This window comes from Caballeronia sp. AZ1_KS37 (assembly GCF_023631165.1).
Classification (GTDB): Bacteria; Pseudomonadota; Gammaproteobacteria; order Burkholderiales; family Burkholderiaceae; genus Caballeronia; species Caballeronia zhejiangensis.
In genome coordinates this window covers 294,637-314,073 of sequence record NZ_JALQDP010000034.1, presented here as the reverse complement: position 1 = coordinate 314,073, position 19,437 = coordinate 294,637, and the positions used below count along the sequence as shown (strand labels likewise).

General features: G+C 64.0%; 16 protein-coding genes. 6 read left to right on the top strand and 10 right to left on the bottom strand.

The window, feature by feature from the left end; translation table 11 throughout:
• Positions 1-37 precede the first annotated feature (37 nt).
• The 4 genes from NCS00_RS22020 to NCS00_RS22005 are packed head-to-tail and all read left to right on the top strand — an operon-like array spanning position 38 to position 4,226.
• Entirely contained in the window at positions 38-1,192 is a 1,155-nt protein-coding gene (locus tag NCS00_RS22020) for a transporter substrate-binding domain-containing protein (RefSeq protein ID WP_008348129.1), read from the top strand.
• A 1-nt stretch (position 1,193) separates the two neighbouring features.
• The gene (locus NCS00_RS22015; RefSeq protein ID WP_008348127.1) at positions 1,194-1,844 is read left to right on the top strand and encodes an ANTAR domain-containing response regulator; all 651 of its coding nucleotides are present in this window, start codon (positions 1,194-1,196) and stop codon (positions 1,842-1,844) included.
• 46 nt (positions 1,845-1,890) lie between these two features.
• Complete coding sequence (locus NCS00_RS22010) at positions 1,891-2,655, top strand: SDR family NAD(P)-dependent oxidoreductase (protein WP_250440979.1); 765 nt, start codon at positions 1,891-1,893, stop codon at positions 2,653-2,655.
• A 29-nt stretch (positions 2,656-2,684) separates the two neighbouring features.
• A complete protein-coding gene (locus NCS00_RS22005) occupies positions 2,685-4,226 on the top strand; it encodes an amidase (protein WP_250440978.1) in 1,542 nt (513 codons plus the stop codon).
• 63 nt (positions 4,227-4,289) lie between these two features.
• Here NCS00_RS22005 and NCS00_RS22000 read toward each other — a convergent pair whose 3' ends face one another.
• Complete coding sequence (locus NCS00_RS22000; RefSeq protein ID WP_250440977.1) at positions 4,290-5,162, bottom strand: DMT family transporter; 873 nt, start codon at positions 5,160-5,162, stop codon at positions 4,290-4,292.
• Between the two features lie 134 nt (positions 5,163-5,296).
• On the opposite strand from NCS00_RS22000, the gene NCS00_RS21995 reads away from it, so the two are divergent.
• Entirely contained in the window at positions 5,297-6,148 is an 852-nt protein-coding gene (locus NCS00_RS21995) for a LysR family transcriptional regulator (protein ID WP_008348117.1), read from the top strand.
• 21 nt (positions 6,149-6,169) lie between these two features.
• Here the strand turns inward: NCS00_RS21995 and oxlT are convergent, their stop codons facing one another.
• From oxlT to NCS00_RS21955, 8 genes are all read right to left on the bottom strand, one after another.
• Positions 6,170-7,450: an oxalate/formate MFS antiporter gene (gene oxlT, locus NCS00_RS21990; protein WP_250440976.1), complete on the bottom strand. Its 1,281-nt coding sequence runs from the start codon at positions 7,448-7,450 to the stop codon at positions 6,170-6,172.
• Between the two features lie 101 nt (positions 7,451-7,551).
• A complete protein-coding gene (locus NCS00_RS21985; RefSeq protein WP_250440975.1) occupies positions 7,552-9,171 on the bottom strand; it encodes a gamma-glutamyltransferase family protein in 1,620 nt (539 codons plus the stop codon).
• A 134-nt stretch (positions 9,172-9,305) separates the two neighbouring features.
• Complete coding sequence (locus tag NCS00_RS21980; RefSeq protein WP_250440974.1) at positions 9,306-10,064, bottom strand: GntR family transcriptional regulator; 759 nt, start codon at positions 10,062-10,064, stop codon at positions 9,306-9,308.
• A gap of 127 nt (positions 10,065-10,191) precedes the next feature.
• Positions 10,192-10,647 carry a RidA family protein gene (locus NCS00_RS21975; RefSeq protein WP_008348110.1) on the bottom strand — a complete coding sequence of 152 codons (456 nt, stop codon included), beginning with the start codon at positions 10,645-10,647 and terminating at the stop codon, positions 10,192-10,194.
• Positions 10,648-10,752: 105 nt separating this feature from the next.
• Complete coding sequence (locus tag NCS00_RS21970; RefSeq protein ID WP_241484849.1) at positions 10,753-11,847, bottom strand: SMP-30/gluconolactonase/LRE family protein; 1,095 nt, start codon at positions 11,845-11,847, stop codon at positions 10,753-10,755.
• A gap of 79 nt (positions 11,848-11,926) precedes the next feature.
• Positions 11,927-13,099, bottom strand: a complete 1,173-nt coding sequence (locus NCS00_RS21965; protein ID WP_034470938.1) for a zinc-dependent alcohol dehydrogenase — start codon at positions 13,097-13,099, stop codon at positions 11,927-11,929.
• An 11-nt stretch (positions 13,100-13,110) separates the two neighbouring features.
• A complete protein-coding gene (locus tag NCS00_RS21960) occupies positions 13,111-13,872 on the bottom strand; it encodes an SRPBCC family protein (protein ID WP_250440973.1) in 762 nt (253 codons plus the stop codon).
• Positions 13,873-14,039: 167 nt separating this feature from the next.
• On the bottom strand, positions 14,040-15,188 hold the full coding sequence (locus NCS00_RS21955) for a glutathione-independent formaldehyde dehydrogenase (protein WP_239294579.1): 1,149 nt from the start codon (positions 15,186-15,188) through the stop codon (positions 14,040-14,042).
• Positions 15,189-15,920: 732 nt separating this feature from the next.
• Between NCS00_RS21955 and NCS00_RS21950 the strand changes: the two genes are divergently transcribed.
• On the top strand, positions 15,921-17,090 hold the full coding sequence (locus tag NCS00_RS21950) for a zinc-dependent alcohol dehydrogenase (RefSeq protein ID WP_175980901.1): 1,170 nt from the start codon (positions 15,921-15,923) through the stop codon (positions 17,088-17,090).
• Positions 17,091-17,209: 119 nt separating this feature from the next.
• Here NCS00_RS21950 and NCS00_RS21945 read toward each other — a convergent pair whose 3' ends face one another.
• On the bottom strand, positions 17,210-19,042 hold the full coding sequence (locus NCS00_RS21945; protein WP_250440972.1) for a hybrid sensor histidine kinase/response regulator: 1,833 nt from the start codon (positions 19,040-19,042) through the stop codon (positions 17,210-17,212).
• Positions 19,043-19,437: the final 395 nt, after the last annotated feature.

Below are 19,437 nucleotides of genomic sequence, written 5' to 3'. Positions count from 1 at the left end.
GCCGCCGTTCCGCGCGCATTCGAGAGCGTGTCACGAAATGGCTTTGTCCGATCCCATCCGAGTGGGCCTGTTGTGCTCGACGAGCGGCTCGACCGCGTTGCTCGAGCAGTCTCAATGGCGTGGTGCGCGCCTCGCCGTCGAAGAGATCAATGCGCGCGGCGGCATAGGCGGGCGCGAGCTCGTCGCCGTCCACTACGATCCCGCGTCCGATCCGGCTGCGTTCCGCGAGCTTGCGGAGCGTCTGATCGTGAAGGACGGCGTCAATACGATTTTCGGCGGATACACATCGACGAGCCGCAAGGCGATGCTGCCCGTCGTCGAAAAGCACAACCGTCTGCTGATTTACGCGCAGATGTACGAGGGCTTCGAGTATTCGGACAACATCATCTACAGCGGCGCGTCGCCCAATCAGAACGGCGTGCAACTCGCGGACTTCATGACGGAGACGTTCGGCGCGCGCGTGTATTTCGTCGGTTCGAGCTATGTCTATCCGTACGAATGCAACCGCACCATGCAGGAGCTGCTGCTTCAGCATCCGGAAGGCGCGATCCTCGGCGAACGCTATCTTTCGCTCGACGCCACGCGCGAGCAGTTCGAACAGGTCGTCGCGGACATCCGGCGCAAGTCGCCGGACTGGATCTTCAGCACGGTCATCGGCGCGACCGTGCCGTATCTCTACGATGCCTACGCGCACGCGGACTTCGATCCGTCGCGCATGCCGATCGGCAGCCTGAACACATCGGAGACGGAAATCCACGCGATGCAGCGTGGCATCGCGGCGGGGCACATCACGGCGGCGCCGTATTTTCAGAGCATCGACACGGAAGAGAATCATCGCGCGGTGGCGCATCATCAGTCGCGCTACGGCTCCGATACGCCGACCGACATGAACTGGGAGGCCGCGTACTATCAGATGCACATGTTCGCCGAGGCCTACGCGCGCTCGGGCTCCGACGAGATCGGCGCGATCATGCCGCATCTGCTCGGCTCGGAATACGCTGCGCCGCAAGGCCGCGTGCGTATCGATCCGGTCAATCATCACATGGCGCTGTATCCGCGCATCGGCCGCGCGAATGCCGACGGCCAGTTCACGATCCTGCGCGAGTCCAAGTTCGCCGTCGGCCCCGATCCCTACATGACGCGTCAGACGCTCGGGGACTGGGTCACGAAGCTGAGCACGCGAGAGTACTGACGTGAGCGCGCGAACAGACAGAGGCCAGCGAAGCCTGACGGGTTCGATTCTCGAGCGCAATGCGCGCGTCGTCGTGTTTCATCCCGATGACGATGACGGACTGACGCTCACGAATCATCTGAGGCGCATGGGCTTTCAGGTGGAGCGATGCTGGCCGCCCACGGACACGCTGCCCGAGAAGACCGATCTGGTGTTTCGCGCGTTGCTGCCCGAAGAGCGTGCGCCGAAGGGCGAGTGGAGCGGTCCGGATGCGCCGCCCGTCATCTGCGTGGTGGCGTATGAGAACCCGACGTTCATCGATCAGGCCATCAAGCTGGGATCGGACGGCATCGTCACGACGCCCATTCGCGCCTCCGGTCTCTTGTCCACCGTGGTGATGGCGCTCTATCACGCGAGGCGCGCGCGTCAGCATACGCAACGCATCGCGAGGCTCGAACAGAAGCTGCTCGACAGCCGGCATCTGCAGGAAGCCAAGAACATTTTGATGATCATGCATCGCGTGAGCGAGCGCGAAGCATACGACATGCTGCGCGCGCAGGCGATGGAAAAGCGCGTGACCATCGACGATATCTGCCACTCCGTCATTCAGGCGGGCGAAGTCCTGCAGATCGCGCGCGGACTTTCAACGGAGGACGGGCGCGACCGGGAGTGAGCGCGTCGTGCCGCCATTTTCATCGACGTACAAAGGAGCGACGAACATGGACCTGCAACTGAAGGGCTTGAAGGCGATCGTCACCGGCGGAACCAAGGGCATCGGTCTCGCGATTGCGCGGACGCTGGCTGCCGAGGGCGCCGACGTGGCCATTTGCGCACGCGACGCGGCCAGCGTCGCGGCGACTGCGAGCGCGCTGTCCGAACTGAGCGGCGCTCGGGCATCGGGCGCGGCCGTCGATGTGTCGGATGGCGCGGCGCTCAAGGCGTGGGTCGAGCGCGTGGGTGCGGAGTGGGGCGGGCTCGATATCCTCGTGTCCAACGTGAGCGCGCTTGCTATCGGCAACGACATCGAATCGTGGCGCAAGGAGTTCGAGACCGATCTGCTCGGCACGGTCAATCTCGTCGATGCCGCCATGCCGCATCTCACCGCGAGCAAGGCCGCTTCGATCGTCGCGATTTCGAGCGTATCGGGACGCGAGATCGACTTCGCTGCGGGACCTTATGGCGTCTTCAAGGCCGCGCTCGTGCATTACATGCAGGGGCTCGCGAATCAACTCGCATCGAAGGGAATTCGCGCGAACACGGTTTCGCCGGGCAACGTGTACTTCGAAGGCGGCGTGTGGGACTGGATCGAGCACAACGATCCGGCGCTGTTCGAACGCGCGCTGGCGCTCAATCCGACCGGCCGCATGGGCAAGCCGCAGGAGATCGCGAATGCGGTGGCGTTCGTTGCGAGTCCGGCGGCGAGCTTCGTGAGCGGCGCGAACATCGTCGTCGATGGTGCGCTCACGCGCGGCGTTCAACTCTGACAAACCGGGCAACTCAACGGGGGCATCGAATGGAAACACGCAGTGCGATCGACATCGATCTCGTCAACCTCACGGTCGAGAGCGTGCAGGACGGATTCAAGCGCGGCAAGTTCACGGCCGAGCAACTGGCGCGGGCCTGCTTCGACTGGATCGAGCGCCATAACGGCACCTATAACGCGCTGATCTTTCTGAATCCGGCGGCGCTCGACGATGCCCGCAGCATCGACGAACGGCGCACGGCCGGTGAATTATTGGGGCCGCTCGCGGGCGTGCCGGTCGTCATCAAGGACCCGATGGACATGGTCGGCTTCCCGACCACCGCGGGATGGTCGAAGCTGTACAGCAAGACGGGCGGCGTCGATCTGATGCCCGAGCGCGATGCGCCGGTCGTCGCGCGCATGCGTCGTGCGGGCGCGATTCTGCTCGGCAAGACGAACGTGCCGATCCTGAGCCACACCGGCTCGCACGCCAACGATAGCTGGGCGGGCCCCACGATCAATGTCCCAATGCGCGACCGCGTGCCGGGCGGCAGCAGCGCGGGCACGGCGTCGGCGGTGGCATCGGGCATGGCGGTGCTCGGGCTCGCCGAGGAAACCGGCGGATCGATCCAGAATCCCGCATCGGCGCAGGATCTCGTGGGCATCAAACCGACCATCGGTCTGGTGCCGAATGCGGGCGTGGTGCCGTTGTCGGGCAACCGCGATGTCGTCGGGCCGATCGCGCGCAACGTGAGAGACGCCGCGCTGTGTCTCGACGTGCTCGCCGGCTACACGAGCGAAGACCCGAAGACGCTCGCGAGCGTGGGCCGGCAACCGGAAGGCGGCTATGCGGCCGCGCTGGACGGCAACGCGCTGCGGGGCAAACGCATCGGGCTCTACGGTCCCGGGTGGCGCAATCAGCCGCTTTCCGACGAAGCCGCCGCGTTGTACGAGCGTGCGAAGGGCGAACTGGTATCGCTCGGCGCGACGCTGATCGACGATCCGTTTCAAGGCTCGGGCTTCGCCGATTTGCGCAAGACGACTGCGCCGCTGGCCAATTTCGATGCGCGCGGTCTCGAATCCATTCCCTACGATGTCGAGAAGTATCTCGAACGGCTCGGCAAGGGCGCGGCGCTGAAGACCTTCGCGGAGTTCGCGCAGGCCACGCAGGACGAAGACGCATTCGGTCCGGACGGCGTGTTGAACTTCATGCATAACCTGGCGGATTTCAAGGCCGCGCTGGCGAATCCGTCGCTGCCGCCGGAGATGCCCGAATTCGTCGCACTGAAGGCGCGCTATCTGCGTATCTTCGACAAGGTGTTCGACGAGCAACGGCTCGACGCGCTCGTCTTCCCGCAGATGCGTTGCGAGCTTCCGCCGCTACACGGCAAGGACACCATTCAGGAAACGACCGTGGGCGAGATCAATATCGCGGGTCTGCCGGGCGTCGCGGTGCCGGCGGGTTATTACGCGTCGGGCTCGCCGTTCGGCCTCATCTTCGTGGGCCGCCAGTGGGACGAAGGCGCCTTGCTCGCGTTGGCCTATGCGTATGAGCAAGGCGCGGGCAAGCGGAAGGCGCCTGTGCTCGCCTGACGCGGGTTGCACGCGCGTGCGTCGAATGGCTCGCCTTTGCGGGCGGGCCGCACGAATCCCGCGCTAGCCGCCATCGGCGCTGCTGCGATTGACGACAAGAAGTATTCCCGCGCCGGAAATCACCGTGCCGAGAGCCATCAGCCACGATAGCGGCTCGCGAAACATCGCCCATGCCCAGATCAGCGTGACGGGCGGGCTGAGGAACAGAACGCTCGTCACGCGAGCAGACGATGTCCGGCGCAGACACGCCCAGTAAAGACCGCATCCGCCGAGCGTCGCGAAGATGACGCTCCACGCGACGCTCGCCGCGAAACCGGCGGACAGCATCGGTGCAATGCGGCCTTGAGATGCTTGCAACGCGAGAAAGATCGGGCACGACACCAAGCTCTGCAGCCAGAGCATGCCGAGCGGAGTCAGGGTGCCGCAGTGCGAAGAACGTTGCTGCCAGACGGTGCCCGCCGCGAGCGATAGCATCCCCGCGACCGGCAGTCCATAGGCCCATGCGGGCGCGCTGCCGAGAGAAAGGGCATCGCGACAGACGATCAGCGTCCCGGCAAGACCGAGCCCTAATCCGGCCCACACGACAGCCGGGCTGCGCTGGCGAAAGAGACACGTGGTAATCAGCACCACGCCGACAGGCAACAAGTCCGCGATGAGGGCCGCGAGACCGGCGGGCACGCCAAGCTGCACGCCACCCGCGACGCCCGCAAGATAGCCGGCCATCGCCAATGCGCCGATGCATGATTGCCGGATCAGAACAGACTTGGGCGCATGCCGCATCTCCCGCGCCACAAACGGAAACAAGCCGATGGACAGCGCGATGAACCGCCACAACGTCACCAGATAGACCGGCGCATAGTCCGCCGAGAACCGCATTCCGATGAAGCCCGAACTCCAGGTGAGCACCATTGCCGCTTCGAGAAAAGGCAGCGGCATGGGGCTCCGTCCCGGCACGGGCTGGTCTGTGCATGTTCTCGCCATGCATCCACACTAGCGCGCCGCCGTGGATTCGAAAATCAAAATATACTGATCCGGTCGTTCAACAATGCTAAACCACCCGGGATCACACGATGAGCACAGTGCTAGACATCGAACTGCTGCGGACCTTTCACGCGATAGCGCGGCTGGGGCGCTTCCGGGCGGCGGCCGAGCACGTCAACCGAAGTCCGGCGGCGGTGAGCCTTCACATTCAGCGTCTGGAAGCCGCTGCGGGCGGCAGATTGCTGGAGCGGGACAATCAGTCGGTCACGCTGACCGTGTTGGGCAAACGGTTGCTGGCGAGCACGGGCGAGTTGCTGGCGGCTCACGACCGGATAATCGACGAGATCAAGGGCAAACGGCTGGCGGGCCGCGTCGTGCTCGGCATCCCCGACGAATACGCTGCTCATGTGATTCATGACATCCTGCCGGACTTCGCGACGAGCTGGCCCGACGTGGTGCTCGAAGTGAAGACCGCGCCGAGCTTCAAGCTGCGGGATCAGATCGCGCGCGGCAAGCTCGACTTGGCGATCTTCGTTCAGCCCGCGCACCGAAGCAGATCGGCGAACGTATTGACGCTGACGACGCCCGTCTGGGTCGGCAGTCCGACGTTCGCGCTCGACGAGTCACGTCCGGTTCCATTGGCGCTGTACGCCGAGCCGTGTCCCTATCGTTTGGCGATGACAGACGCACTGGAAGCCGCGGGGCGCAAGTGGCGAGTCGTGCTCGACAGCGCATCGACGCAGGTCATCAAGGCGTGCGTCGAATCAGGGCTCGCGGTGACGCTGCTCGACCGGGCAAGAGTCACCGCGGACATGCGCGTGATCGACGGTCTTGCGCATGTAGCCGATCACGAGGTGGTGTTGATGCGCGGTGACACCGGACGCGCAACCGAGGCCATCGATCTGCTCGCAACGGCGCTGCGGCAGCAGTTCCGGCTTTAGCGCCGCGCACGATTCGAGCATTCAAGCGCCGGCTCTTTGGAGAAACTTCGCCCGCATCGGCTTCAGCACGAACATCGCGAGCACGGCCGTCACGATGTCGAGCGTGATCCCGACGCTGAACACCGGCACCCAGCTTCCCGCGTGCTGATGCAAGAGCGCCGCGAGCGGTCCGCCGAAGATCGAACCGATGCCCTGCGAGATATACAGCCAGCCATAGTTTTCGGTGGCGTGGCGCGTGCCGAAGGTATCCGTCAAGGTGGACGGGAAGAGCGAGAAGATTTCGCCCCAACCGAAGAAGACGACGCCCGAGAGCAGCACGAAGAAGACGGCGTTGTCACGCGTCAGGAGCCACAGCGCCATCGCCACGCCTTCGAGCGCAAAGGCGAAGAACATCGTGTTTTCACGGCCGAATTTGTCGGAGACCCAGCCGAACAGCGGGCGCGTGAGTCCGTTGGTGAAGCGGTCGATGGTCAGCGCGAGCGGCAGCGCGGCCATGCCGAACACGACGACCTTCGTGATGCCGAAGTCCGCCGCGAAGGTCGCCATCTGCGATGTGACCATGAGGCCCGAGGTGGACATCATCGTCATCATGGCGAACATGAGCCAGAAGAGCGGCGACTTCATCATTTGCGAAGGACGCAGATTCGGCACGTTCGATACCGCCACCGCCGATGCCTTCGCCGGCGCTTCGTCACGCGGCACGCGCAAGCCTTGCGATGCGACGAAGCCCACGACCGCGAACGCGATGCCGTAGATCCACAGCGTCGCATCGAGACCGCGCGCCGCCAGCGAGGCCGAGATCGGGAACGTCGTCACGATTGCGCCCATGCCGTAGCCCGCGGCCACCGCGCCCGCCGCGAAGCCGCGCCGGTCGGGGAACCAGCGCACCATCAGCCCGACCACGCCGACATACACGATGCCCGTGCCGAGCCCGCCCACGAGACCGTAGGTGAGATACAGCATCGATGTGCTCGCGGCCATCGACGAGAGCACCCAACTCAGGCCCGACATGACGGTGCCGAGCGAAATCAGCAGGCGCGGACCGAAGCGGTCGATCAGCTTGCCCTGAAACGGCGAGAAGAACGTCTGCAGGATGATGAGCAGCGAGAACGTGACCTGCAACTCGGGCAGCGGCACGCCGAGCTTCGCCGACAGCGGTTTGGTCAGCAGCGTCCACACGTATTGCGGGCTGGAAATCGACATCATGCAGAGCAGGCCGAGACCGAGTTGCAGCCAGCGGTTGTGAGCGGCGATCGCGGGCGCGGCCGCATCGTCGTGCAGTGTCTGGATGCGTGTGTTCATAGGCGTTCCCCGGTTGATGTGCGGATAAAAAAGGATGAGTCGTGCCCTCCGGTTCGACGAGCGCGGAACCGGATCACTTCGAAGCAAGAGCGTGTTGAGCGTTACCAGCCGGCGGCTGAGCCGTCGCTGCGTGGATCGTGACCGGCTTCGAATAATCCATCGGGATACCGAACGATTGCGCCGGCGTGCCCCATCGCTTCGTCGTAGGCGGCGAGCACTTCGACGTCGTGACCGAGCGCGCGCAATGCGTCGATGGTCTCGTCGGGAAAGCGCGCTTCCAGCTTGAGCGAGTCGGTCGACTGGCCCCACGTGCGGCCAAGCAGCCAGCGCGGCGCGTCGATCGCGGCCTGCGGATTCCAGCCGAATCGCGCGATGCGCGAGAACACCGCACTCTGCGATTGCGGCTGGCCGTCGCCGCCCATGTTGCCGTAGACCATCGTGCGGCCATCGGCGAAACGGGCGAGCGCGGGATTGAGCGTGTGGAACGGACGGCGGCCCGGCATCAGCGGATTGAGCGACGACGGATCGAGCGAAAAGCTGCAACCCCGGTTCTGCCAGTTGATGCCCGACTGCGGCAGGACGATGCCGCTGCCGAACTCGTGATAAATGCTCTGGATGAAGCTGACGGCAACGCCATCGCCATCGATGACGCCCATCCAGACCGTATCGCCGGGACCGTGGCCACGGCCCCAGGGCGCGGCGCGCGACATCGACACTTGCCGGGCCATCGCATCGAGCGCGGCGGGATCGAGTTGCGTGACGGCATCGATGCGCATGTGGTCCGGATCGGTCACGTGTTCGTCGCGCACCTTGAAGGCGAGCTTCGTCGCTTCGACGCATGCATGGACGAACTCGGGGCCGAGCGGGTTCATGTCGTCGGTCAGCACGCGGTCCAGCACGCCGAGAATCAGCAGCGACACGAGACCTTGCGTCGGCGGCGGCATGTTGTAGACGGTGCCCAGCGTATGCGTGAGCGCGAGCGGCGTACGTTCGCGAGCCGTGTGCCGTTCGAGATCGGCGAGGGCGATGAGCGTTTCCAGCGACGACAGGTCGTGCGCGATGCTGCGCGCGAGATCGCCGCGATAGAAGTCGTCGAGACCGGCATCGGCGAGCTGTTGCAGCGTTGCGGCGAGACGCGCGTTGACGAAGCGCTCGCCGGTGCGCGGCACGCGGGCATCGGGCATGAAGGTTTGCGCGAAGCCCGGCACGTTGCCGAGTTCGCCGCACTTGCCCGCCATGCAGTCGGACTGACTGCGCGTGACGGGAATGCCCGCCTTCGCATAATGAATCGCGTCTTCCAGCAGACGCGCAACGGGTAGGCGTCCGCCGAGCGTGTTCTTCGAGAAGCGCTGCGCGAAGTCCCAACCGGAGACGGTGCCCGCGACGGTGTTGGCCGCGAGCGGGCCGCGTGCAGGAATGGCGTCGAGGCCCAGCGCGCGATACGTGCCGATGTCGGCGCGCATCGCTGCCGCACCGCACGCCTCGATGCCGATCGGCGCGTGACCCGGACGCGAGATCAGCCAGAAGCCGTCTCCGCCGATGCTGTTCATGTGCGGATAAACCACCGCGACGGTGGCGGCGGCCGCGATCATCGCTTCGACGGCGTTGCCGCCTTCTCGAAGGACGGCGAGCGCACTTTGCGATGCAAGCGCATGCGGCGCCACGGCCATGCCGCGCGAGCCGCGTGTGGGATTGAGTGCAGCAGAGACTTCCAGAGACATCGACGTTTCCTTGTATACAACGAAATCGTCAATGCGAGTTCCGTGCCAGGCGTCCGTGAAAACCCTATGGAGCCTTGCTGGCTATGCCTTGCAGCGTGGTTTGCCGCATGTTTGAAGGAAGTGCGGCGATGCCGTCAGATGGTGCGCCGCGGTCGCGCCGGTGCGTGCGCGACGCTCGAACGCCCCGCTTCGGTGCGGGCGCCGAGCAGGCGCTGCATCGTGAGGCCGCTCACGCTTGCCTGGCTGCCGCTGATATGACGAGACACCAGTTCGACGCTCGATGCCCTGTCGCCGCGACGAATGGCATCGAGAATGGCGGCATGCTCTTCATACGTCTCCGCGATGCCATCGCCCTTCACGAGATCGAGCCGGCGCACCACGCGGATACGGTCGGTGACGCGCTGCATCGTCGCGGTGAGTTCATCGTTGCCCGCGGCCGCTACCAGCGCATGATGCAGCGATTCGTCCAGTTCGACGAGCTTTCGTCCATCGACGACCCGGCGCGCACGGCCAACGCGCCAGATGCGATCGAGCGCATCGAGCAGCAAGTTAAGATCGGCTTGCGGCGTTTCGCCATTGCAGAGCTTGCGCACGGCGAAGACCTCGATCATCTGACGCATCTCGTAGAGGTCGTCGAAACGCTTGTTGTCGATGGGCACCACTTCCCAGCCGCCGCGCACATAGCCTTGCATCAGGCCATCGCTTTGCAGGCGTTGCAGCGCTTCGCGTGCAGGCGTACGCGATACGCCGAAGCGTTCCGCAATGGCGCCTTCCGTCAGCCGGTCGCCGGGCAGGATCCGCATGTCGAAGATTTCCTCGCGCAGCGTGTAATAAACATGATCCGCGCGCGACAGCGCGGCGTCTTGCGCGTTGGCAAGGCTTGCGTCGGCCATAACGGTGAGCGGGGTAGCGTGCATGGACGGGAAGCTTATCAAAGGGCTGCGCGTCGCCAGAATTGCCGGACGGCAAAAATCGCTTTGTGGATAAATGGCGCGTTCGCCAGCGAAGCTGCCACGCGATTTAACGCTTCAATTCGAAGATGCTGTCGATCTCGACCGGGATGCCCATTGGCAAAGTATGCACGCCGAGCGCGCTTCGAGCGGGAAGCCTGTCTTGTCCGAACAATGTCAGCAAGAGGTCGCTGGCGCCGTTGGCCACTTGCGGATGTTGCGTGAACGACTGTTCGGCGCGCACGTAGACCGTCAGCCGGCTGCATCGCTCGATGTTGTCCAGACCGCAGGCTTGATCGACGCAAGCCAGGATCATCAGCATCGTCAGATGCGCCGCGTGGCGCGCCGTTTCGACAGACATGTCGCCGCCGACCATTCCGACGATTGGCTTGCCGTTTTCGAAAGGCCCGAGACCGGAAACATAGACCTGACTGCCCGCAATCGACACCGTTCGATAGGAGCCGAGCGGCGCGATGGGCGCCGGCAGTTCGATCCCCGCTTGTGCAAGGCGTTCGGATACGTTCATGTTCGGCTCACCGTGATGTGATCAAAACACTAGCGTAACCCGGTCAATATCCTCGGCTATCGCGATCGCGATTTGTATTTCCAGAAGGGCGGCCCGTCCTGCGCGTCACTGCTTCGCTCCGATCCCCTCGATGCGCCACAACTGCGTCTCGAGGCGGGGGCCTGTCTCGGGCTTGAACCAGCTCATGTCCTGGATGTGGGAACTCGTAACGTAGAGGGTCCCGTCGGGGCCCTCGGAGAACGTATCGGGCCAGCGCAGCCGCTTGTCCTGCACGAGGGTCGTGATGCGATCCCCGTCACGGACTCTGACTGCGTCCTGCTCGATCGCGCTCAGATAAAGCCGCCCGCGCTCATCGATCCAAAGACCGTCGGTCGGCTCCGTCTCGGCGACACGCTCCACGCGCGCTTCGAGGTCCTTCTCCGACAGACGCGGGTTCTGCAATGCGTTTGTCGCGATGCGATAGAGCGTGCGACCGGTCAGTGCTTTCCAGTAGAGCGTGCGCCCATCGCGCGAGAGCGCGAGGCTGTCGGCGGCGAATTCGACTCCGCGTCCGTCGGGTCGGCGTAGCGGCTGCCCGTCGATCCTGACGACCACGTCCTTTTCCGGCTGCGTGCTGGGATGGCCGCCGAGCACGCGCCTGGCCTTGCCGGTCTGCAGATCCACGACCACGAGCGCTCCCTTGGCCCCGGCATCGGTCAGATAGGCATAGTGACCATCCGGCGAAAACCGCACATCGTTCAGATAGCTTCCCTGAGGCGCGACGCTCTCGTCGAAGCGGATCACCTGCGCGACCTGGTTCGCCTTGAGGTCGATCTTGACGAGCTTGGGTCCGCCCGGCACGAGCGATGCCGTGGCTGGCGCGGCCGGATCGACGACCCAAAGATTGCCGTGTGCATCGGTCACGACGCTCTGGACGCACACGAAATGATCTCCGGCCGACATCTGGTTCTTCTTCTCGTTGCGCCATGCATTCCACTCGTCGTCCGGGTAGGGTTTGATCTGGCCGTCGCGCGTCACTTCTGCAACCGAGACCGGCGCATCTTCTGTCCAGCGCGGAAAATTGACGAAGATGCGCCCATCCTTCGAAACGGTCACGCCCGTAACCTGGTGCTCGAATTTTGCGACCTGTTGCAGTTGTGGCGTATCGGATGTAGGCCCCGCGTGCTGCTGTGCGATGGATGCATTGGCGAGAAGCGTCATCGCCACGATGGCGGACGCGGCTGCGATTCGGATCATGGTCGTTTCCTTTGCATGGCGGCACTCGGGATGCGCGGCGAATTCAAGGCGCGAACACGGCGCGGACGCAGCCGTCGGTCTTGTGCTTGAACATGTCGTAGCCGCGTGGCCCGTCCTCCAGCGAGAAGCGGTGAGTGGCGAGGTAAGCAGGGTTCAGCTCGCCTTTCTGAGCGTGCGAGAGCAGCCGATCCATATAGGCTTGCCCGTGCTGCTGCGCGCTGCGCACCGTCATGCCCTTGTTCATGATGGCGCCCATCGGGAACTTGTCGATCAGCCCGTAGACGCCGAGCACCGACAGCGTGCCGCCTTTGCGGCAGGCCATCACGGCCTCGCGCAGCGCCTGGCCGCGGTCCGTCTCCAGACGCAGCGCCTGTTTGACGCGGTCATACGCGTATTGCGGCCCGGTGCCGTGCGCTTCCATTCCTACCGCGTCGATGCACGCGTCGGGGCCGCGCCCGCCGGTCATCTCCATGAGCGTTTCGAGGACGCTGTCGACCGCCGTATAGTCGATCGTCTCGGAGCCGGCGTGCTCGCGCGCCATCTGCAAGCGCTCGGGAAAGCGGTCGATCGCGATGACGCGCTCCGCGCCCATCAGACGCGCGCTTTGCTGCGCCATCAGCCCTACGCCGCCGCAGCCCCAGACCGCGACCGTGTCGCCCGGCTGGATGTTGCAGAAGTCGGCGCCCATGTAGCCGGTCGGCGCTGCATCGGAGAGGAACAGCGCCGTATCGTCCGCGACGCCGTCAGGGACTTTGAAGCAGTCGTTGTCGGCAAACGGTACGCGCACGTATTGCGCGTGCGCGCCCGCATAGCCGCCGAACGCGTGCGTGTAGCCGTAGATGCCTGCGGTCGTATGTCCGCCCAGAAGCGGTGCCTGTAGCTCGGGCTTGGGATGCGTGTTGTCGCACAACGAGTAGAGGGAGTGCTGGCAATACCAGCATTGCCCGCAAACGATGAATGAAGGAACCACGACGCGGTCGCCCTTTGCGAGGCGCTTCACCTCGGGGCCGATCTCCTCGATCACGCCCATGAACTCGTGGCCGATGACATCGCCCGACTTCATCGTCGGGATGTAGCCGTCGATGAAGTGAAGATCCGAGCCGCAAGTCGTCGACAGACTGACGCGCAGGATCGCGTCGCGGGGATTGATGATCTCCGGGTCTTTCACAGTCCCGACGCGCAGGTCGTTTACCCCGTTCCAGTACAGTGCTCGCATGCTCACTCTCCTTAACGCGTGGTTGCGCGAGCAGCGGGCTGCCGCTCAGTGGTGGGAATCTCGCCGGTCTCGACGAGGCTCTTGAAGCGCCGCAGCGCGTTGTCCGCGACCAGATTCAGCGGCGTGGTCCCGAGAAGTTGCAGCAGGCCTTCACCGAGCGCGCCGCCGGGCGGGTCGAACCGGACGTGCAGCGTCGCCACGGTGCCGCGGTCGTTCGGGGCGGGGTCGAAGCGAACGGATCCCTCGTTCGGAATGGCGGCGCCAGGCAGCGAGCGCCAGCCGACGCCTCCGCCGGGGCCGTCGACGATCTCCGATTCCCATTGGTAGGCGCGACCGAGCGGCGTCCTTATTTCCCAGCGCATGCGGCCGTCGCCCGCCGGGTGCAACGTCGCGAAGCCTGCCACGAGTTGCGGGAGCGTCCCGGGCGCAAGCCAGAGCCGACGAAGCTCGTCCGCAGTCTTGCCGATGGTGATTGCGCGCTCCACCTCCGGCGTCGCGCCGGCGATCCCACTTCGCCCCTTGTTGTCTGCCCGTCCGCGATGGAGCGGGACACCGTACCCGGCACTCGCCGCTGCCATGCCCGCGCAGGCAGTGAGCGCGAGAGCCACGGCGCCTTTCTTTCGTCCGGCGAGTCCGGACACGATCAAGGCCGCGCTGAGCGCGACGGGGATCCAGCCAATGCCTCGCATGGCTTCTCCGGCCGACATGCCCGAAGAATGGCCGCCGCGCCTCAGTGATTCGCGCGGCCGGATAGCAAGAATGTTGCTTGCCATAACAAATGCTCCAAAGGTTACTGATCGCCGTGGTGCCCGCTACGCGGTTCGTACCGTGCAGCGGGATCGACGAGACATGTTGGCGACGCTCGAGCCCATTGCACGCGTGGCAATGATTGAGCGATGAGCCCGAGCGCTCATGCAACCACGATCGCTGCGTCGCTTCGCTAACCTCCCGGATGCAAGACCACCTTGGTCCAGCCGTGGTCGCGCACGTCGAAATGCTGATAGGCGTCAGGCGCCTGGTCGAGTTTCAACTCATGCGACACGATGAACGATGGCTTCGCGCGGCCCGCGTGTATCAGATCGCGCAACTGCCGGTTGTATGCCTTGACGTTGCACTGGCCCGTGGCGATGTGCTGCCCCTTGAACCAGCACTTGCCCCAGTCGAACGCGATCTGACCTTTCTTCGCCAGTTCGTCCTGCGCGCCCGGATCCTCGGGAATGAACACGCCCACCACGCCGATCCCGCCGGTGAACTTGACCGACGACACGAGGTTGTTCATCGTGAGATTGGGGTTCTCGTGGCGTTGCGGAGCCGGATCGTGGCACTGGTAGCCAACGCATTCGCATCCCACGTCCGCGCCCATGCCTTGGGTGAGATCCATGACCCGCTGCACCGGATCTTCCTTCGAATAATCGATCGCGATCGCGCCGATGGACTCCGCGAGCTTGAGCCGGTCGGGATGGCAATCGACCACCATGACGCTGCGGGCGCCCTTGATCATCGCCGAGTGCGCGGCCATCAGACCGACGGGGCCGGAGCCGTAGATCACCACGGCGTCGCCGGGCCTCATGCCGGCGAGTTCGGTCGCGTGCCAGCCGGTCGGGAAGATGTCGGCGCACATCACGTAGTCGGTCTGCTTCTGCTGGGCGTCAGGCGGCAGCTTCAAGGACATGAAGTCGGCCCAAGGCACCCGGAGATATTCGGCCTGTCCGCCCGGCCACGGACCCATGTCCGCAAAGCCGAATGCGCCGCCGGCGATTCCCGGCTGGTTCGCGCTCAGGCAAAACGCCGTGAGGCCGCGCTCGCAGTTCATGCAGTGGCCACAACTTACATTGAATGGCAGGCACACCCAGTCGCCGGGCTTGATCCGCTCCACGGCAGGCCCGACCTCCTGAACGACGCCCAGATTTTCATGACCGAAGATGCGGCCTTGCTCGAAGTCGGTTCGGCCCTCGTACATATGCAGATCGGAACCGCAGATGTTGGTACTGGTGATTCTGACGATGGCGTCGGTCGGACGCTCGATCTTGGGATCCGGAACATTCTCGACCGTAACTTCACGAGGACCGCGATACACAACGGCTTTCATATGTTTCTCCCGAGAGTTCAACTGCGAAGAGCCTGAGCCGCGAACCTTCGGCGGCTGTCGGCGTCGGCAAACCCGCAGACCCACCTGCGGTACGTCCCTCTCTCATGCAGACCGGCACTTTGCAGACAGCGTCTGCTATTGCTGGTTGAAGCCGGACAATCTATCGCCGTCCTAAATAGTGAGTGCCATGCGCTTCCGGATTTTTGGTGACGGTGCGCGATGTAAGGGCAGCTATCCGCGTGCCCGATTCGGGTCGACAGAGGCGACTCGCGGATGAGCATCGAGATCCAGTGCGATTGATACGGCTATCTAATCGATGCGTGGGGGTGACGTGTAATCGCGTAGTCGCGGAGAACTTGCACCGGGCTGCAGATCTTGCAAGAGCGGCCTGGTTCGAGAACCGGAAGGGTCGCTATTCGGTCAGTTGACTCGCGGGCTTAACCTGCATCGCCGGTCGTTTATCGAAACACTTGTCCATGACAAAAAAGCTCGGCGCGCCCGCAGATCGGACACGGCAGCGCATAAGGACACTCATTGACATGGACACCGATGCAGGACCAGCGACTCCGATTCCCGGCCGGCGTCGATGGCCCGATGGACAACCAACGATGCGGGCAAGACAGCATGCGTTGAACGGAACGTCGAATGCTGTTTGCGTGGCGGTTGCCGCGTTGCTGTGAAGCGAAGAGGATGCCGCGCGATACAACCGCTCACTCACAATGGAGGCTAGCGATGAGAGCGCTCATCTGGGAAGGCAAGAAGGACATCCGGTGCGAGTCGGTTCCGGACCCGGTCATAGAACATCCCCGCGATGCGATCATTAAGGTAACGACATGTGCCATCTGCGGCTCGGACTTGCATCTGTTCGATGGGTTCATGCCCGGCATGGAATCCGGCGACATCATGGGCCACGAATTCATGGGCGAGGTGGTGGAAGTCGGCAACGCGAATAGCACGCTGAAGATCGGCGATCGGGTCGTCGTTCCCTTCACGATCATCTGCGGCGAATGCGAACAGTGCAAGCGCGGCAACTTTTCCGTCTGTGAGCGGAGCAATCGGAACCAGGACGTCGCGAACAAGGTGTTCGGCCACACGACTGCGGGCTTGTTCGGCTATACGCATCTCACAGGCGGCTATCCGGGCGGTCAGGCCGAATACGTGCGCGTACCGTATGCGGACAGAACGCACGTGAAGATTCCCGACGGCCTCACCGACGAGCAGGTGCTCTTCCTCGGCGACATCTTTCCGACCGGCTGGCAGGCAGCGGCTCAGTGCGACATCGAGCCGACAGACACCGTTGCGATCTGGGGCGCAGGGCCCGTCGGCCAGATGACGATTCGCAGCGCCGTTCTGCTCGGCGCGAAGCAGGTGATTGCAATCGACCGGGTGCCCGAGCGTCTCGCCATGGCGCGTGCGGGCGGGGCCACGGTCATCAACTTCGAAGAAGAGAGCGTCCTCGAGCGCTTGGCCGATCTCACACAAGGCAAGGGCCCCGAGAAGTGCATCGACGCGGTCGGCATGGAGTCGCATGCGACGCGCTCATTCGATTCCCTGTACGACCGGGCCAAGCAGGCCGTGATGTTGGAAACGGACCGGCCGCACGTATTGCGGGAGATGATCTACGTCTGCCGTCCGGCGGGCACGCTGTCGGTTCCAGGCGTGTACGGCGGTCTCATCGACAAGATTCCGTTCGGCGCTTCCATGAACAAGGGGCTGACATGGCGCATGGGCCAAACACATGTGAACCGCTGGACGGACGACCTGTTGCGGCGCATTCAGGAAGGGCAGATTGATCCGTCGTTCGTCATCACGCACACGGTGCCGCTCGATCAAGGACCCGAGATGTACAAGACATTCCGCGACAAGGAAGATGGCTGCATCAAGGTCGTGCTGAAGCCTTAGTCGGGAAGACGGCGGCTTGCCTGAATCCGCTGGTGCGGAGGTTCCGCCGTGACCGTTGAAACGGTCGCACGATCATGGACGGAAGCACCGCGAATGTCACCGCCGCAAGCCGCCTTCTTCTATGGCGCGGCGACCGCACTGTCGACGGCTTGAGTCAGTTGCGCGATATCGACCGGCTTCGTGAAGTGAAAATCGAATCCGGCGTCTGTTGTGCGCGCCCGGTCCTGTTGCTGACCCCAGCCGGTGACGGCAATGAGCGTCACGTCGTGCGTCGAGGGCGTTGCCCGTATGCGGCGCGCGACGTCGAGCCCGCTCATGCCCGGCAAGCCGAGGTCGAGCAAGATCACGTTCGGGTTGTATTCGCCGAGGAGTTCGATCGCCTCTTCGCCGGAATAGACTGTTCGTACATCGTGTCCCTGCATCTCCAGAAACGCCGTCATTGCGTCCGCTGCATCGACGTTGTCGTCGACGACCAGGATTCGGCGCTTCGGGGCCGACGCGTGAACGGCAAGCGCAGCGCGTGTTGGCGCCGGCATGGGCAACACGCGCGACGTCGCGGGCAGATGAATGGCAAAGCAGCTCCCCCGATCCTTTCCGCCACTCGACGCGGTGAGTCGGCCTCCATGCAGCTCGATGAGCGATTTGGACAGCGCGAGTCCGATGCCAAGACCGCCCTGCCGATGCTGATCGCGATTGACCTGGGAAAACATCGCGAAGATCGCCGACAGTTTGTCCGGCTCGATGCCGATACCGTTGTCCGTGACCGACAGGACGATCTCGGCGTCGTCAGCCGTCGCCGCGAGTTCGATGCGCCCGCCCGGTGGCGTGTACTTCGCCGCGTTCATCAGCAGGTTGGCCAGTACTTGCGCGAGCCGGAGCCGGTCCGCCTCGATATGCAATGGTCTGACGGGCGGCTTGATGACGAGCTCGTGCCCCTTGCCTGCGAGGATCGGTCTCGCGATTTCGACCGCTTCGTCGACGACTTCGCGCATCGCCACGGCCTCTTTGCGCAGCTTGAGCGCGCCGCGCGTGATGCGCGACACGTCCAGCAAGTCGTCGAGCAGAAGCGCCATCGCGGCCGACTGCCGGCGCAGCACGCTGATGCACCAGATCCTGCGCTCTTCCGTCAAGTTCGGCTGTTCGAGTATCTCCGCGACGTGTCGGATCGGCGCGAGCGGATTACGCAATTCATGTGCGAGCGTCGCGAGAAACTCGTCCTTGCGGCGGTCAGCCTCCGAAAGGGCCTGTTCGGCCCGCACGCGTGGCGTCACGTCTCCGAACCACGCCACGACCGAACCGTCCAGAGACGCCGCGACGACGTGAAACCACTGCTCGCCGTTTTCACCCGATACGCGTATGTCGAAGGCCTCTCTTCCCGGGCGCTGGGCGAGCGGTGTGAGCCGCTCGAGCAGCATGTTCGCCTCCCACCCGGCCGGACGCACATATGCCGTGGAACTGCCGATCACGACTGCGGCGTTCTGATTGAAAAGCTGGGCGGCCGCCTTGTTCAGATAGTCCCATCGAAACTCGGCGATGCGGCCCTCGCGAACGACCGGGGTCAGGATGACGAACGGGACGCCTGCGCTGTCCAGGGCCACGTCGAACCGGTGTCGCGCCTGGCGCTCGACCTGCAGAAGGCGATCCGTGGCCTCCTGCGTAGCGGCTTCGGCGCTTCCTGCACGCCGCGCCACCTTGGCGAGTTGCTGCCCGGCCGCCACCAGAAATGCCCCGACCAACGCGTATGCCACCAGCACGATGCGGTCGTCGTGTTGCAGAACGGCCAGACTGCCGACGGGCGGCATCCAGAGCGCGCCGAAGGCCATGCCGCTCACGAGAAGCAGCGATCCCGACCACGCGCCGAACAGCACCGTGATCAACGGAAGCGTCGCGCTGAAGAAGAGGAATGTCAGCCGTCCGTGGGCAACCATCGTCAGCGCCTGCTGAGCTGTCACGATAACGGCGGTAGCTGCAATACCGAAGACCAGGCGCTGTTTCGGTGGATATTGGGCGATGCGTACGATCATGGTCGTGACTCGATTGGGCTGGTTGTTATCCTGTCCACTGTGCAGTCTTTGTTCCTATCTTCTCGCGACTTGCAGAGCGTTGGAATCCGCTGCCGGCGGAACTCGGTGCCCCTCGCTCGGTCAGCGAGTCGGGCCCGAGTCGCCAACAAAAAAGCGCCGACTCCATTACGGGGGCGGCGCTTGAAAGTCCGTCAAAGAAGCGAGATTCCGACGAACCTGAGAGACCTGAATTCTAGGCAGAAAGGTCCACCGGTTCTAATAGCATCGCGTGATGGCTCGGATAAAACTTTCTTATATCGGGATTACACAGGATGACTCTTGCC